At 43.4% G+C, this 15,347-nt stretch carries 12 protein-coding genes; 6 read left to right on the top strand and 6 right to left on the bottom strand.

All coding sequences use genetic code 11. From position 1 onward, the window contains the following. Positions 1–3 precede the first annotated feature (3 nt). The 4 genes from B9G69_RS14915 to B9G69_RS14930 form a co-directional block, all read right to left on the bottom strand. Complete coding sequence (locus B9G69_RS14915) at positions 4–1,026, bottom strand: hypothetical protein (protein WP_088614442.1); 1,023 nt, start codon at positions 1,024–1,026, stop codon at positions 4–6. Then, positions 1,023–1,481 (bottom strand): type IV pilus modification PilV family protein, encoded by a 459-nt coding sequence (locus B9G69_RS14920; protein ID WP_088614441.1) that lies wholly within the window; start codon positions 1,479–1,481, stop codon positions 1,023–1,025. Before B9G69_RS14920 ends, B9G69_RS14915 begins: the two co-directional genes overlap by 4 nt. Further along, complete coding sequence (locus tag B9G69_RS14925) at positions 1,478–4,528, bottom strand: coiled-coil domain-containing protein (RefSeq protein ID WP_141096873.1); 3,051 nt, start codon at positions 4,526–4,528, stop codon at positions 1,478–1,480. Before B9G69_RS14925 ends, B9G69_RS14920 begins: the two co-directional genes overlap by 4 nt. 180 nt (positions 4,529–4,708) lie before the next feature. Next, on the bottom strand, positions 4,709–5,638 hold the full coding sequence (locus tag B9G69_RS14930; protein WP_088614440.1) for a cation diffusion facilitator family transporter: 930 nt from the start codon (positions 5,636–5,638) through the stop codon (positions 4,709–4,711). Between the two features lie 57 nt (positions 5,639–5,695). Between B9G69_RS14930 and B9G69_RS14935 the strand changes: the two genes are divergently transcribed. Further along, on the top strand, positions 5,696–6,625 hold the full coding sequence (locus B9G69_RS14935; protein ID WP_254916752.1) for a COX15/CtaA family protein: 930 nt from the start codon (positions 5,696–5,698) through the stop codon (positions 6,623–6,625). On the opposite strand, the gene B9G69_RS14940 is transcribed toward B9G69_RS14935, so the two are convergent. Beyond that, positions 6,622–7,239: an LON peptidase substrate-binding domain-containing protein gene (locus tag B9G69_RS14940; protein ID WP_088614439.1), complete on the bottom strand. Its 618-nt coding sequence runs from the start codon at positions 7,237–7,239 to the stop codon at positions 6,622–6,624. The genes B9G69_RS14935 and B9G69_RS14940 overlap by 4 nt on opposite strands. Before the next feature lie 57 nt (positions 7,240–7,296). Here B9G69_RS14940 and B9G69_RS14945 point away from each other — a divergent pair, with 57 nt between their 5' ends. Beyond that, positions 7,297–7,707 (top strand): thiol-disulfide oxidoreductase DCC family protein, encoded by a 411-nt coding sequence (locus tag B9G69_RS14945; protein ID WP_088614438.1) that lies wholly within the window; start codon positions 7,297–7,299, stop codon positions 7,705–7,707. Here the strand turns inward: B9G69_RS14945 and B9G69_RS14950 are convergent. Beyond that, positions 7,692–8,105: a (deoxy)nucleoside triphosphate pyrophosphohydrolase gene (locus tag B9G69_RS14950; protein ID WP_088614437.1), complete on the bottom strand. Its 414-nt coding sequence runs from the start codon at positions 8,103–8,105 to the stop codon at positions 7,692–7,694. The genes B9G69_RS14945 and B9G69_RS14950 overlap by 16 nt on opposite strands. 83 nt (positions 8,106–8,188) lie before the next feature. Between B9G69_RS14950 and B9G69_RS14955 the strand changes: the two genes are divergently transcribed. The 4 genes from B9G69_RS14955 to B9G69_RS14970 all read left to right on the top strand — a co-directional run bounded on the left by B9G69_RS14955 (position 8,189) and on the right by B9G69_RS14970 (position 15,342). Further along, complete coding sequence (locus B9G69_RS14955) at positions 8,189–9,796, top strand: Na/Pi cotransporter family protein (RefSeq protein WP_088614436.1); 1,608 nt, start codon at positions 8,189–8,191, stop codon at positions 9,794–9,796. Then, a complete protein-coding gene (locus B9G69_RS14960) occupies positions 9,796–10,134 on the top strand; it encodes a DMT family protein (RefSeq protein WP_265437813.1) in 339 nt (112 codons plus the stop codon). Before B9G69_RS14955 ends, B9G69_RS14960 begins: the two co-directional genes overlap by 1 nt. Before the next feature lie 109 nt (positions 10,135–10,243). Continuing rightward, complete coding sequence (locus tag B9G69_RS14965) at positions 10,244–11,839, top strand: hypothetical protein (RefSeq protein ID WP_088614434.1); 1,596 nt, start codon at positions 10,244–10,246, stop codon at positions 11,837–11,839. 146 nt (positions 11,840–11,985) lie between these two features. Continuing rightward, positions 11,986–15,342 (top strand): DUF3857 domain-containing protein, encoded by a 3,357-nt coding sequence (locus tag B9G69_RS14970; RefSeq protein ID WP_088614433.1) that lies wholly within the window; start codon positions 11,986–11,988, stop codon positions 15,340–15,342. Positions 15,343–15,347: the final 5 nt, after the last annotated feature.

Consider the following 15,347-nt stretch of genomic DNA (forward strand, 5'->3'; position numbering starts at 1 on the left):
CCCCTAAAAGTTCAAACCGTCTAAACGTTTAGCTTTAGTAATTTTATAATAAATCATTCGTTTAATTATCGAGTCACGGCGAAACACCATCTTGTCAATACCATCAGCTAACAAGCGCTTATTGGACCACTGTCCATTGCGATACTCTGACACCATCAAATTCGCTGGTACGACATTGTAATCTTTCGCGATCTTCTTCGTATCTTGTTCTAAAGAGTATTTGATGATTCTGACAGACCTTAATCTCACGATAGTCTGCCCTCCCCCCACAGATGGAAGCTTTCTTAAAAATGTATCTAAGTTTGGAATAGACTCTCCGGTTGAAGGCTGAGTCATGTTGAGTTTTGATAGTATTTCGTTGCCAACAGGTTGCAAGTTATCGCCAGCATTGATTGATATTGAACCAATGTATATTGGACTTCTTGGTGGAGTCGACATATTGATAGTTCCATTGACTACCGGCCGAATACGACTTGGAGTATCGTACATCAGAACATTTCCATCCTTCCAAAAACCAGGGCGTCCACCATTTTTTTCATTGGTCATCCAGGTGCGATTCTTTTTTGCGCTAAAGGCAAGATCGGCAGGGATGTTTGGGTTTCCAGGATCTTTTCCCACATCATAGGCCCATACCGGATCGTAGTTTAACAAAGCCCCGTCTGCCGGATTTTGGGTCATCACGATAAATTCGGTGCTTTTCGTTGCCAAAGAAAGAGTAAATTCACGACTTAATGTCCCCGTCAGAGTGTTTTCAGTGACATCAGGTATGTAATCGTAAAAGTTGTTAGCGTTATCATCCAAAATTTTCAGATTGTTATAAGAAACTTCCACACCGGCTAAGTCTTTATAAACAATACGCTCGGCCTGATTCTGATCAATTGAATCATCTAATTGTTTAACAAGCTTATCCTGCTCTTTTGCCATTTGAACTTGGACAGCAACAACAACAGAAATCACGACCGCAGATAATCCTATCCCGATCACTAATTCTGGAATTGTAAGACCCTTTTGATTCTTAATCATCATTTTGCGCTCACAACGAAATTGTAGTCTCTAAATTTTTCTGGCAGCCAACTTTTATGGGTCATTCGCAATGTCACCAGATAAAGACCACGGTATTTTTCATAAGGCTGAATGATATAACCATATGTGCCCTCACATCGAGGGCATTCTCCTTTAGATGCAACCATCCCCACATCCCAAAGCATGGGCAGATTATTAATAGGAAGATAATCATCGATTTTCTGCTGATCATAATCAAAGTTGACCTGATAGTCCTGAACTCCCGCCTTGATATTCTCAGCAATATCCGCAATCTGGCGATCGGTAGCCGATGCCATAACACTTTTCTTAGATGTATTTCTAAGAGAAATTAATCCCCCGGCAAATGTCATACCGATTACGGAAATTAATCCGAGCGCGACAAGAGATTCGATGATACCTTGTCCTTTTTTATTTGCTATTAATAACTTTTTAATCATATGCCGGCCCCTTCCCTAGCTTGCTCAACCACGTAGTAGTGGTAGATACGGCGCTTACATGTCGGAACTGTTTGTGTTGCACCAGGCGGGATACCACAATCAGGATCCACAGCCGTCCATTTAAATGGATCGGCCTTAGCGCGTAAGCTGATTACGTTACAAGCCATGCGATCAGCGGTCTCTTGGATAGATGGCATTGGATGCCAAATCGGAGATGGTAATTTATCACACTTAGCAACATTGGTTGGTTCTGTATATGGGGCAAGAATTAAGCGACTTCTTAGTTCTGGTGTCGCCTGTGGCCAATAGATACTACTCCAAACAATTCCGGCCTTAATAGCTTCAGGGGCTACTCTCATATTTTTACCTATGATAAAGGTACCAATAATTCGAAGTGGCTGAGTGCGCGTTTCGATTGTCAGATTGTCACATGTATAAAAACCTGTGACGAAAGTTACATCTTTCGTGATGATACAATTTTTCACAATTGAAAAAACACCGAACTTAGTATCATTCGAAGTCCATTTTTTCTCTGCCAAAATTGGATCTGTTGTCACACTACCTGTCACACCAGCGAAATTCCAAGACTTCCTAGTGTTCGAAGAGAAGCTTACCCCCCAGTTTGCAGCACCGAATGATTGAGAGTTGATCATATTATAATACTCTTCACAGCGAGCCGCCATGTCCGCAGACTGATCATCTTCAGTACCTGCGGTACCCGAAGTTGCTGACAACATTGTTGGACGAGTAATACGACCCGACGAATCTACGGTAAAATTCAAGAAACCAGTTAAGTGATTTGCATCCGCCGTGGAACGGATTGGCTGACTGTTATAGTAAGTTCCATCGTACATTTTAAAACGTACATAAAACTTACTGATGCGGTTGCCTTTACTATCAATTAGATTCTGAAAATCATCTGACGTGATCTCCACGTCGATACGATCTTTATACTCTTTACCTGACCAGCTATAAACTTTATTTAAGTCTACTGCAATTTCGGGAGGAGCATTTTTTGCTTTTTCATAAGCACTTTGGTAAGTAGATAAAGATTCAATTACCTTCTGCGCATCCTTTATGCTTGCTGTATTAGTATTGTCTGCCTTTTCAAGGGCATCTCTTTGATCTTGCCATTTCTTCAATGTCGCTTTTGCAGTGGCCAATTCAGCTTTTAATTTATCCACTTCTGCTTGACTGTACCAACCGCCTGAAGGAGGTGTGACAGTTTCTGAAGGCGATGCTGTAGCCGTTGGTGTCGGTGCTACTGTTGCAGTTGGGGAAATTGTTGGAGAAACTGTTGCTGTAGGAGAAGCCGTCGCTGTGGCTGTGGCTGTTGCTGAAGCTGTTGCTGTAGCGGTCGGAGTCACCGTTGGTTTAACGACCACTTCCGGTTCTTTCTCTCTATTCAAAGCTATGTCCAATTTATCTTGGACCTTATCGACTTCCGTTTGGGCTGCTTGAATTTTGGAACTTAAAACAGCTAACTCAGCAGTATTTTCACGAGAAATAGTTGAGCTCTCCGAAATTATCTTTTGCTGTTTAATTATTTCATTCTTATTGTTTGAATAAAGCTGGTCATTTAAAACCGGTGGTTTCAAAGAAAAGGAGCCGTTCTTTGTCATCTCCATGCTGAAAGTTTTCTTTTCGTCTCCGTCACCATATCCAAATTCAACGCTTGCAATTGCACCCGTCAATTTACCATTGTTATTAACCGAATAATTAACAACTTCTTTCCATGCATTACCACTCTTTGAATAGGTCGTTGGCGCAGGCAACGCATTCTTTTGAGCATAAAATGTATTGTAGTTCGTCAGATTAATACGATAACGTGAATACGCTTCGTTTCCATCAGACGAATCTTGCAACGCAGCTTTTACATTGGATGCTTCCATTGAATCAAGCTCTGTACTTTTTAAATTTAAGTTCGCACAAATCTCATTTAGGTTATACTCGTTACCGTTTGAGCCAGAAGATGCACCCGACAATACGTCCAAACCTAAATCTCGAAGACCGTCATTTTCAATGCCTCGTAAAAATCCGCCAAATACACGAGAGTCTGCCCAAAAACGATCTGGCAAAGCCCCCTGCGATACTGGTGCGTAAGGTGAGTTGTCTGGGTTTAAAATCCATCCATTTCCCATGTAAACTCTATCTGCAAATGTCGTTGCAGAATAGTTGGATGTGGAAGCATTTCCGGTATCTTTCGCCAGATAAATATTACCGTTCACGAAGACAGGACTTTTGAACACCATACCGGCACTTGTACCGATAGTTTTTTTATCTGGATATTTGTGAAACATGACATCGCCCGCCTTCACTTGCGAGGCCATCCAGTCCTTATCCATATGCAAATCGCCAGGTAAAACCAATGCAAATGAGCCTAATTCACGCGGATAAATTGCGAGCCGCGAAGTCACAGAAATCGGTTCACTACCGATTTGGATCACGACACCACCACTATCGATTAAGGACACCTTTGCAACGACGTAAACTTCACGACCTGCCTTGGGCAAGTAACCGGAATTTTCAGGTCTGCTAATGGTAACAGAGATCCCTTTGACTGGAATTTCTTTCCCAGTCATCTCATCCACAACTCGTTTTAAACTATTCACCACCGGAAATAGAGGATGGGCCGACGAAACCGGAAACTTAAGAGTTCGCTGAATGGTATCAAGGCGAAGTGTGCTCAAACTGTCGTACGGACCAATACTGGTGCCAGCCGCGACCATAGCTTGCAGAGATTGAAGCTGCTCATCCGACATTACCAATCGCTCCACATTACCAGCATGCTTCCAGTCACAACTTGTCGTATTCTGCAAAAGTGTATTATCATCAAAGCAATACTTTTGACGGATCCCAAAAACCACATAGTCAAGAGCGCTGTTCACGGCAAACTTTAAATTGACGACGTTCTTGGTTTTAACGATTTGTTTTCTTTGGGCAATAACGTATGTCGACAAGAAGTAAAAGCTGATACTCATCACAGCGATGGCTGTAAGTACTTGAAGAATAGCATTACCCTTCGTATTTCCTTTATACCTAAACATACCGATGGTTTCCTTGTTATGAGTTCTTATCGGCAAAGAACTCACGAAACCTTACGGAGCAATTCGATTATTTCGAGGAAATCTAGATAATTAGATAGGCTTCATGACTATAAAAATGCCACAAAAGTGAACTTTGTGGCTCAACTTAGTACAGATCCAAGGTCGGGTCGTTTAATCTATTTAAGAATGCTGAGGGTCTAAACATGAGACACCCGTTAGCTCTGTCTCAATAGTGGCCTCGACAATTCCAAAGTTTTTCACGCGTTTTTTTATTTCGTTCTTTACGTTTTGCATATCGGAAGTATTCGCTTCACTTTTCAAAACAACATGCGCGGTATAAACATGGTTTTCACCGTCAAGGGACCAAAGGTGCGAATGGTGAACATCGACGACCATCGGAATCTTTTTGATCTCTTCAGAAACAACCTCGGCGGAAGCCCCGGTTGGAGAAGCCATTAAGAACACCTTCATGGCTTCACGAAGATTTTTGAAAACATTGAATAAGATCCACAATGACAATGCCACGGCAAGGCCCGCATCGACTTGTGGGATGTCCCAAAACTTCATGACCAAGGCTCCGAATAAAACCAAAACCCAACCTAGAACATCTTCAATCATGTGCCACATGAGCATCCGCTCATTCAACGAAGTCCCTTTAGAAACTCGGAGTGCCGCAAATCCATTTATTGCCACACCCATAACCGCTAATACTAACATTCCGTTAGCATGAACGGGCTGCGGGTTTAACAGGCGCGGAACTGCTTCCACTAAAATAAAAACAGAACCGATGATCAGTACCATCCCCGTGATGACCGCACCCAAAACAGAAAAGCGACGATATCCATATGAAAACTTTTGATCACTCGATTTATGAGAAACTTTCTCCATCACGATAGCAATGATCATCGCTAATGCATCTCCGAAATCATGAAGAGCATCACTCATAATCGCTACAGAATTAGTCAAGTAACCACCCACCAATTCAACTAATGCAAACCCCAGGTTGAGAACAAAGGCGAAGCGCATGCGACCGATAACGGCTCCATGGCTATGATGGTGATGATGCCCGCCGCTATGACTGTGATGATGATGGTGATGTTCATTACTCATGCGCTCCATTAGAGCCGTTTATTGACCGACTTTCAAGCTCATGATAGCCCTTTGCACATGATGACACGCACTCAATACAAGAAACTTGCATTTGGCCTTTTAGTTTACACAATCCTCGTGATTTTATGGGGTGCTTGGGTGCGCATCTCTCACTCGGGAGACGGCTGTGGAGACACTTGGCCCTTGTGTCACGGGCAATTAATCCCCGAAGCTCAACGCGGAAAAACTTGGGTTGAGTACGGCCATCGCCTCATGTCTGGGATCTATGGTTTTGTTGTGATCTATTTCTTCTGGATGGCTCGCAAACTCTACCCTGTTGGTCACTTTGCTCGCAAAGCTGCTGTAGCTGCACTGATTTTCATGATCACCGAGGCTTTGCTAGGCGCCAAGCTTGTTCTTTTTAAACTGGTGACGACGAACGATACGCCTTACCGTGCTTTCGTCATGGCACTTCATCAGGTGAATTCATTTATGTTAACAGGTGCAGTCGCTTTAGCTTACGCGGCAGCGGCTTTAAATGACACCACTCCGGCTCCCCTTGCGAACTACAAAAAGTATAAACTACTTCCATGGGTCATCGTGATCTTGGGTACAACAGGTGCGTGGGCGGCACTTTCTAATTCCCTCTTTCCCACCGATAATATTTTAGAAGGACTACTGGCGGATCTTTCCTCCGAATCCCATTACCTAATTCGCTTGCGCGGTCTGCACCCTGTTCTGGCTGTTTTAGGTGCCGGCAGTATGGCTTTATTTTTCTGGTTAAAAGCACAAACGACGGAAAACCCTTTGCTGCAAAAAAAATCAGTGCAAATGGCGGGTATTTTAATTGTGCAAATTCTGTTCGGGATGAGTACGTTATTTTTGCATGCGCCCACTTGGATGAAAATCACTCACCTGTGCCTGGCACAAGTGATCTGGGTCATTTTGCTTCAATGGCTCTTCTTTACGAGAAATCCGACATCGTCGCCCGCGCAGCAGGCAACTTAGGTTGTCAGCTCATTTGACTCTGTAAGACGGTGGAGGAAATCCACCTTTTCGTTGATGTCGTTATATTCCAAAACCATCTGCTGCAAATCGTAGTCGCGCACCATGTAAGACGCAAAAGCTCCGACAACTTCTTCAGGCAGATTTAAATTTCGAACAAACATGTCTCTTTGCGCTGGATCTGGAATATGAGTATGAATCCAGCGTAAAAGAACTTTATGAAGTGATTGCAAGCGGACCAAATGCTGCGGATCTACAATCGTCTGTTCTGGGATAATATCAGCCTCACACACAATGTAAGGCGTCTTATAGTCGATTGTATGTTTTAAACGTAACTTGCCTTGTCCCTGCAAAAAGACCAGAAGAGTTCCATTAACTCGCTCCTCGATGATTTGTACGTATCCATAGCCAGCAACTTCTCTGACAAACGGTACTGGTTCTCCGGGAGGAACTGGCGCCACTTTCGAAGGATCTTCGATATATCCCATGGCGATGGGCTTATTGTGAGCTACGGCATTTTTCACCATAGTCAAATAGCGAGGTTCAAAGATATTTAGGGGTTTGGTCGTATGCGGAAACAGAGTCACATTGACCAAAGGAAACAAAAATACTTCCATGACTGAGGCCCCCCGCAGCTTGTTAATGTATTATAATGATTGTAGCCTAGGAATGCTATGGAAAATGTAGATGTTAAAATGAGAAAGGTCGTGTTTTTCGATGGTGTCTGCCATCTTTGTAATGGCTTTGTCGATGCTATCATTTCTCGCGACCCGCAACATCAGTTTCTCTTTGCACCACTCCAAGGAAGTACCGCGGAGGCACTTCTCTCTCCTAAGGACCGCGAAAACTTAGACACAGTGATCTACTATGAGGCAGGCAAGACCTACTACCGCTCGTCAGCTGTTCTTAAAATTCTTTCGAGTTTAGGGGGAGGGTACAACTTGTCTCGTCTTGGATGGGTCATCCCTGGATTTTTACGAGACGTTCTTTACAAACAGATTGCGAACAATCGTTACACTTGGTTTGGTAAACGTGATTTCTGTCGTCTTCCACGTGCTGATGAACGTGCCTATCTTTTACCTTGAAGCAGATCCACAAACGGCCTGTCGGCTGCTGACAACTCCTCTTTGACAATTTCTTCAGGCTTTAGCCACTTCATTGCATCATGCTCTGTTAAAGTGATGTGCACATCACTGGTTATAGATTCATAAACACGCAAGCGGATTGTTTTCGTTGGATATGCAAAGTCTTGCTCGTCAATCAAGGCTCCGACGATGATCCTAATTCCTAGCTCCTCATCAATTTCACGGCGAAGAGCTTGTTCGGGAGACTCTGAAGGCTCGACCTTTCCGCCAGGAAACTCCCAAAATCCCGCTCCGCTTTGATCAGGGCCTCGACGCACTAGCAAAATGCGTTTTTCCGAGTCATTTTCTCTGCGAATGACCGCTGCCACTACCAAAACTGGCTTTTTTAGGTCCGACATGAAACTCTCCTTCGAGGAACCCTCAGCATAAATCAGATTTGCTGCTTCCTAAAACTAAAAAGATGCTGCTAATATAATTCTTTATGATTGATACACAGAACTCATTCTTCATCTTATTAATCAGCGGTGTCGCGATCTTCCTTTACGGGATGTCCATCACAAGTTCTTCCCTTGAAAAACTGATGGCAGGCAAAATCACAAGCCTCTTGAATCACCTTTCGCAAAGTAAATTGTTGGCGATCTTAACCGGTGTTGGGCTTACAACATTAATGCAGAGTTCTGGAGCAGCGACCTCTATGTTGGTGGGCTTAGGCTCTGCCAAAGTTATCAATCTTCGCCAAGTGATGGGCGTAATCATCGGAACCGCGATCGGTACCACATTGACCGTACAATTGATTTCCTTTGATTTAAGCCAATATGCCCTGCCTGTTTTCGCGATCGCATTTGCGTTTTACTTTAAAGCCAAAAAGACCGTATTTAAAAACTTAGCCCTGGTTTTCATGGGTTTTGGTTTGTTATTCTTAGGCTTAAAACTTGTATCCACAGCCTCCCATCACTTTGCTGAAAACCCGATGCTAACAGAGTTTTTTCAGAGTGTGCGCGATAACCCAGGATACTCCCTTCTCATCTCGATAGCGTTTTGTGCTTTCGTACAAAGCTCCGCAATCACAATTGGTATCGCCATGAGTTTGGCGGCTGTTAAAGCCATCACTTTCTATGATGCGATGATTTGGGTCTATGGCGCCAATATCGGAACGACATCCGTCGCGTTGATTTCTGCAGCTGGCGGGAACTACATCGGTCGCCAAGTCGCATGGGCGCATTTCTTTTACAAAACCATCAGCGTGGTCATATTTTATCCGTTCACTCAGCTTTTTATCGACTTCCTGCTGCAGTTTGATACCACGATTGCGCGCTCGATCGCGAATGCCCATCTGATCTTCAACATCATTTCGGCGATCCTTTTCTATCCATTCATCGACAAAGGTGCTCAATGGATTGAAAAGATGTTTCCTAAGTCTGCCTCCGAAGAATTTGGAACAGAGTTTGTTAACAAGGACAATTATCAAAGCTCTGCACTAGCTGTTTCTTATGCCAATCGCGAGATTATGCGTACAGCAGATATTGTTTTGGGGATGATTAAAGACTCCATTCAGTTGTTTGAGACGAACGATCCAAAAGTCTTTGATTCCATCAAGGATCGCGATAACAAGGTCGATTTCCTTTACCGTGAAACAAAAATGTTCTTGTTAGACCATGCAAACAAATCACCGACAGTCGTTCACCAAAACATCATGAATATGATTATGTTCCTGAGTGATGCTGAACGGGCGGCCGATGCAATTGATATCAACATCCTGGCTTTAGCGATAAAAAAGAACGCGTTAAAACTTGAATTTTCCGGTGAGGGTTGGCAAGAAATTCGCGAAATGCACGAGCAAGTAGTCAAGGTCGCAGCCATGGCAGTGAATGCTTACCAAAACCGGGAACTTTGCGAAGAAGCGATTCAATTAAAAAGAGACTTGGCAAAATTGGAAATTTCTTTGCGTGAAAATCATATCAGCCGTTTGAATCGGGGCTTGAACACTTCCATCAACACGAGTTCCATCCACTTGGATTTATTGAGCGAATATCGCCGTATCGCAAGCTTGCTTTGCAATCACGCTTACAACCAAAGGACTCACAAGTAATGCTTCAGTATATCAGCCCTATCGCTTTGCTTTTAGTTTCTAATATCTTTATGACCTTTGCATGGTACGGACACTTGAAAAGCCTGAAAAGCTCCGCCTTGTGGATCGCAATTGCTGTGAGTTGGGGCATTGCTTTGTTCGAGTACATCTTCCAAGTTCCCGCCAACCGCATGGGATCCGAAGTCTATACACTGCCACAACTCAAGGTCATTCAAGAGGTGATCACAATGGTTGTTTTTGCGGGGTTTTCGTACTGGTACATGGGTCAACCACTTAAGATAGATTACCTGTATGCGGGCCTTTGCTTAGTGGGCGCAGTTTACTTTTTATTCCGCTAAGTGGGACGATCCATAAACACTCCAACGAGCTTGAAGCGGATAGCAGATCAATTCGGGACTAAAATCCAGTCATCTGGTTTTTAGTCCCATTTCAAGATACAATAGGTGTATGAAGTTTATCCTGATTCTCGAAGATGATGAAAGAACGAGTCAGGATCTATATGAGATCATAAAAAGTATAGATCCTCAGCTTTCTATTCGATTTTTCAAGGATCTTGCAAGCTTCCACGAATTTTTGAAGATCGCAATTCAAGACGGCGCTAAAGCCCTAGCGAATGCCGGCATCAAACACCCCTTAGATAATTCCGACCTTACCGAGCCATCCATCGCCGACGAATTACGTTTGGTCATTGCGAAAAACGAATTTTTGGGCACCAAGAACATGGGACTTGTGAGGCGCGCCAGAGACTTTTTCGTTCGCAAGAAAATGTGTTCGGAGCAAGAGCCAACAGCTCTGATTCTAACTGCCTTTGATAATCCTACATTCGATATCAAGCTTGCAGAGGAACGTATTATTAATAACGTTCTTTATAAGCCTTTTGATAAGTTAATCGTAAAAGAACATCTGCAATACGCTTTAACTGGCCATCACCCTGTCACAAGTTCGACTTTGACAGCCGCAAAGATGTCAGCACAGATTGAAATGTTAAAGGATATTCAATTTCAATCCGTTTCAGAGATCGGCTTCACCAGTCTAAATAATCATGAAATCAAAATCGGCGCGATCACGAAGTATTACAGCGAAGCCTTTTCTACAGACAGCAAGAAAAGTTTGCTTGCAGTCTGTGTGGCATGCAAAGAAATCTCAATTAAAGAGTTCCTTTGTACTTTTCAATTTGTGGCTGCAGACCCAGCTCAAATTGCAAAGCTTCGTAGGGAAATCATTCAGAACAAAGATCACAGAACTTTGGATTTACAGACTCCCAAAGGAAACCTAAAAACCCGCATTGTTTTACTCAATGATGATGAGCTTTTGGATATTGAATTCAAAGCGATGCTGACTCAAAAGTTTCAAAACATCGAAGTTTTCAGTTACAAAAGCCAAGGGCAGCTTCTATCAGATATTCAAGAGCTGGACAGTAAAGAGCGCCAAAATCCCCCTATTCAACCAGATCTTGTCATCATTAATTATCACATGCTCGATATTGAGAAAGAAAAAACATGGAATGCGCTGGTCGAGAAAATGAAGGACCGAGCGAAAAAGAACAGCGTCGAGTGGCAGGGATCGCCTCCGCTTATCATTTTATCGCGCAGTAAAATTGCACCACCAGAAGTCATAGATATGAGTCGCTGGTGCAAGGATATTTTCTTTACTCCCCTAGATAAGCTATACATTGCTAAAAAACTTATTACGAACTTTCCTATCACGACCGTTGAACCCACGGCTCTCCCCTATGTAAAACAGCCCACTGAGGCTAAGGTTGCAAACCCTGTCGAGATCACGCAAATATCAGAAGCTGGGCTGGTCATGAAGTACCATCGCGCTATTAGCACGGGAGCATTCCGTGAATTCATCTTGTGGCGTATGGAAGAACACCAAAATCCCGAGATCATCGCAACGGTTAATTATTCCGAAGAAAATAAAAACGATAACGGATATCTAAACCACTTTGTCTTTTTTGGAATGAAAGATGCTTTTCTAAAGCACATCCGCTTGTGGCTCGTAGACGCCTATATCAAATCTAAAGAAAAAGACTCTGCTTAGAATGCCGCGCTATTTGGTCTAGGATATTGACTCTTTCTTAGACAAAAAAATCAAATTTCCCCGAATAGCTCGTAAAACCCGCGATCTAGATATAATTCTAAACACAAATCAATTAAGTTCGGCGGTTAAAATCCGAAAAAGATCTTATGAAAACACGCCTGATTTCACTGACATCGATAGCTTTTTTGTTTACCTCATCTTTCGCCGCCGCGGAGTGGATGAAGGAAAATGAAGCCCCCGTCTCCATCGTTGATAGCAGTGACGACGTCATCATCGACGCCGATGGCAACTTTGAATCCACGCGAACCTCGGAAATGAAAGTTCTGAATGAGCAAGGACGTAACGCTCTTGTCTTACAAACTATTCCTGTCATCCCAGACGCGATGACAGTTACGTTTGTGAGCGGTTCTTCAAAAACAGATGGCGTTGAGACGCCCGTCAATCCCAAGCAGGTGATTACTCGTAGCGCACAAGGGCCTCAACAAGGCATCAGTCATCTGAAAGAAATGGTCATTCCATTTGATAATCTAAAGATTGGTTCTACGACAAAATACACGGTCAAGGTAAAATCGAAAAAGATGATGGTAAAAGGCCTTTTTCAGCAAAGTTACGTCTTTGGTGTTCATGCTCCTGAATATGCCGGCAGAGCAAAAATCAAATCATTAATTCCCATCTATACACAGATCAATGATCCTTGGGGTGCCGTTTCAACAAAAGAAAGTAAAGAAGGGAACTATTACGTTTTTGAATTTACGCAAACGAAACCTATCTTTAAAGTTCCTGAAAAAGAACTCCTATCGATCATCACCCGCGGTCAGATGTCCCGTATCGACGTATCGACTATGAACAATTGGAATACTTTCGTTGCACCTATCGCAACCAAGTACGAAGATATTCTCAATGTTAAAACATTGCCTGAGACCTTCAAACGCATTGTCAAAAAAGCAAATGCCGGAAAAACGACGAACGAAAAAATTGACATCGTGACCTCAGAACTTTCCTCCATCATGACCTACAAGGGAACATGGACGAGTTTCGAAAAAATGTACATCGCTCAACCTCTGGCTAAGATTGCCAAAGTAAAAACGGGCGACTGCAAAGACTTTTCACTGGTGACAACAGCTATCCTGCGCTCAATGGGAATCGATGCTAAAATTGCTCTGGTTATGAGAACACCACGCTCCTCTGGAGTAACAATTATCGAGAACGACGGAAAGCCTTTGGTGAATCCCAATCTTTTCAACCACGCGATTGTTAAGGTTCAGACTGATGGCAAGACATTATGGGTCGATCCCACGAACATCGTTTCCAACTCCAGTTATATAAACACAGACATCGCAGACTCTTTGGCCTTGGAGGTCAACACTGCAACTCAAGGTCTTGAGAAGATCCCGTATTCAGACGCAGCTTCCTCTCTGTTGACGTTTGATAAGGAAATCCTCATCCGACAGGATACTACGAGTGATATAAGTGGATCATTTACCGCATCCGGTGAATATGCAAAATCGATCTTAGAAGCTTATTTTGCAAAGAGCGAAGACACGGCTAAAAAAGTTTTGAAGAACTACTTACGAACTGAGGTTGATAACAACGTCACGTTCCCGGGTGTGGCATTTAGAAATCGCATCGCTAGCAAAATTCAGGGAAAGTTCTTGAGTGCTGGTGAGGAAATCGTAAAATGGGACGATCAAAAACTTTATCTTGATGTAGGTTTCCCAACATCGATTGCGGTCTATTTAGCTTATCAAGGGTATAGATCCACAGACGCATATTTGCCCGCTACTTACTCAGAAAAAACCGTCACTCGCGTAAAGTCTTATAATGTTGTCGGTTACCCACCCGAATGTACTTTGATCACTCCGTGGTATCGATTCACACGTGCGTATATTAAAGATACAAATGGTTTCCGCGTTGAGGATGATTTGCAAGTCACCAAATCAGCCATTTCCGCTAAGGAAATCAACTCCGATACTTTTAAAAATCATGTCGCGGCCATTCGCACTTGCGCGACGGACCGTTTCGTTCAGATTAAGCCAGCGACCAAAGATGTGACCAAGCAAGATGTCGTATACACGATGGAAAAGGCACAACTTGAATACGACCAAAGAACTACCAAAGGAATTAAAAACGCGTATCATATCGTCAACAACATTTTAAGCACGTCGCCAGCCAACAAAGAGGCAACAATTCTTAAAGCACGAATTCTTCGCAACTTAAATGGCACCAGCGAGGATGCAACTAAATACAATGCCTACTTAGATGAGGCTGAGTCGATTCTCAAACCTATTGCGCAACAAAATCCTAACGATCCAAAAGTTTTGCAACAGCTGACATGGAATGCCGTCATAAAAAAAGATACAACGAATTTATCTAAGCTATTCAATGACGCTTATAAAGTTTCAACAAAAGACTTCGATCTCTATATCTTGGGCGGTACTGTTCTAGAAGAACTAAAACAGAATAATGCTGCGATGGGTTCTTACAGCAAAGCTCTCACCACAGCACAATCAAATGGCAATCGTCGATTTGCAGCCTCTTCCCTCGCAAATCTTTTGGTAACAATGAACGACATCCCTAAAGCAATCGCCTACTACAAATACGCTATTGATCTTGAACCGAGTCAGTCCTCCATCACTATTCAAAATGCAATTTGGACTTTACGAAAATCCGGACATACTGATGTGGCCATCTCCTTTGGAGAGGAAGTTTTAAGAAAAGTACAGAGTGATGCGGGTCATATAAATCTTGCGGAAGCTTATGCCGACAAAGGTATGAAGTCACTTTATCAGAAGGCAGACAATCCCCTAGATATCGCAAAAAATCAGGACTTGGCCGAGGCATCATTTTCAAAAGGACTCACTCACTCCACGAACAATGCTTCTTGCCTGGGCGGTATGTTTGAGGTTTACGCGAAACGTGCACTTAAAGACAGAAATCCTATGACAGCTCAAAGAGCTCTGAAGTATTTGGATAAAGCGATGAATACAAATCGACTTGATCCGGACGCCTACGAAGACAAAAAGGCAATCATTTTCGCAATTATGGAAGGCAAAGACACAAGTCGTATGCCTGCGAATCTTTTTGAAGGACCAACAAAAACTGTCGTCGCAATTAAGCCAAACGTCGTCCCAAGCGTTTCACCAACCAAAGCTCCTGTCGCTGCAGCCACTCCAAATAAAACGGCAGAAGCCACACCCACTAAGACCCCGGCATCAGTCACGACTACAACTGCGCCTGTAGTGGCACCGACACCGGCAACCGCGACCGCGACTGCGACATCTGTCCCAGCCTCTCCTCCGGCAGAAAAAACGCAAGATCAAACGACCGCAGCTGCTACAACGGCACCACAAGCTGCACCTGCGCAAGCATCACCAACTGTTTCTGCTCCAATAGCACATGCTGTTGCAGGAGGAACGCCCGCTACAGTACCGCCGACCATAAAAAACGCGCCACCGGTTTCAACGGTGCCCGTGGCACCGGCAGATCCAGCGGCTGCAAAATAATAATA

Source organism: Bdellovibrio sp. SKB1291214 (assembly GCF_002209355.2).
Taxonomy (GTDB): domain Bacteria; phylum Bdellovibrionota; class Bdellovibrionia; order Bdellovibrionales; family Bdellovibrionaceae; genus Bdellovibrio.

Bases quoted from the DNA above. Each gene is read 5' to 3' on its own strand.
- B9G69_RS14915 (WP_088614442.1), bottom strand. From the start codon at position 1,026: ATGATGATTAAGAATCAAAAGGGTCTTACAATTCCAGAATTAGTGATC.
- B9G69_RS14920 (WP_088614441.1), bottom strand. From the start codon at position 1,481: ATGATTAAAAAGTTATTAATAGCAAATAAAAAAGGACAAGGTATCATC.
- B9G69_RS14925 (WP_141096873.1), bottom strand. From the start codon at position 4,528: ATGTTTAGGTATAAAGGAAATACGAAGGGTAATGCTATTCTTCAAGTA.
- B9G69_RS14930 (WP_088614440.1), bottom strand. From the start codon at position 5,638: ATGAGTAATGAACATCACCATCATCATCACAGTCATAGCGGCGGGCAT.
- B9G69_RS14935 (WP_254916752.1), top strand. From the start codon at position 5,696: ATGATGACACGCACTCAATACAAGAAACTTGCATTTGGCCTTTTAGTT.
- B9G69_RS14940 (WP_088614439.1), bottom strand. From the start codon at position 7,239: ATGGAAGTATTTTTGTTTCCTTTGGTCAATGTGACTCTGTTTCCGCAT.
- B9G69_RS14945 (WP_088614438.1), top strand. From the start codon at position 7,297: ATGGAAAATGTAGATGTTAAAATGAGAAAGGTCGTGTTTTTCGATGGT.
- B9G69_RS14950 (WP_088614437.1), bottom strand. From the start codon at position 8,105: ATGTCGGACCTAAAAAAGCCAGTTTTGGTAGTGGCAGCGGTCATTCGC.
- B9G69_RS14955 (WP_088614436.1), top strand. From the start codon at position 8,189: ATGATTGATACACAGAACTCATTCTTCATCTTATTAATCAGCGGTGTC.
- B9G69_RS14960 (WP_265437813.1), top strand. From the start codon at position 9,796: ATGCTTCAGTATATCAGCCCTATCGCTTTGCTTTTAGTTTCTAATATC.
- B9G69_RS14965 (WP_088614434.1), top strand. From the start codon at position 10,244: ATGAAGTTTATCCTGATTCTCGAAGATGATGAAAGAACGAGTCAGGAT.
- B9G69_RS14970 (WP_088614433.1), top strand. From the start codon at position 11,986: ATGAAAACACGCCTGATTTCACTGACATCGATAGCTTTTTTGTTTACC.